Annotated in this window: 2 tRNA genes; both read right to left on the bottom strand. The window is 55.0% G+C overall.

The features are described from left to right. Nucleotides 1–51: 51 nt before the first annotated feature. Nucleotides 52–125 (bottom strand) — tRNA-Met (locus HMPREF3241_RS11310). An 11-nt stretch (nt 126–136) separates the two neighbouring features. Beyond that, nucleotides 137–229 (bottom strand) — tRNA-Ser (locus tag HMPREF3241_RS11305). Between the last annotated feature and the right edge of the window lie 2 nt (nt 230–231).

Genomic DNA, 231 nt, shown 5'->3' with positions numbered 1-231 from the left:
TGACAGGCAGGCGTGTTAACCGCTACACTACGAGACCTAATAAAACATGTATTGCGGGAGGCGGATTTGAACCACCGACCTTCGGGTTATGAGCCCGACGAGCTACCGAACTGCTCCATCCCGCGCTAATAATTAATGGCGGAGGAAGAGGGATTCGAACCCCCGCGGCCCGTTAAGGCCCTGTCGGTTTTCAAGACCGATCCCTTCAGCCGGACTTGGGTATTCCTCCAA

The sequence above is a fragment of the Staphylococcus sp. HMSC34G04 genome (assembly GCF_001838765.1).
In the GTDB taxonomy this organism is placed as follows: Bacteria; Bacillota; Bacilli; order Staphylococcales; family Staphylococcaceae; genus Staphylococcus; species Staphylococcus epidermidis.
The sequence above is the reverse complement of the archived record's forward strand: the minus strand, read 5'-3'. Positions and strand labels throughout refer to the sequence as shown.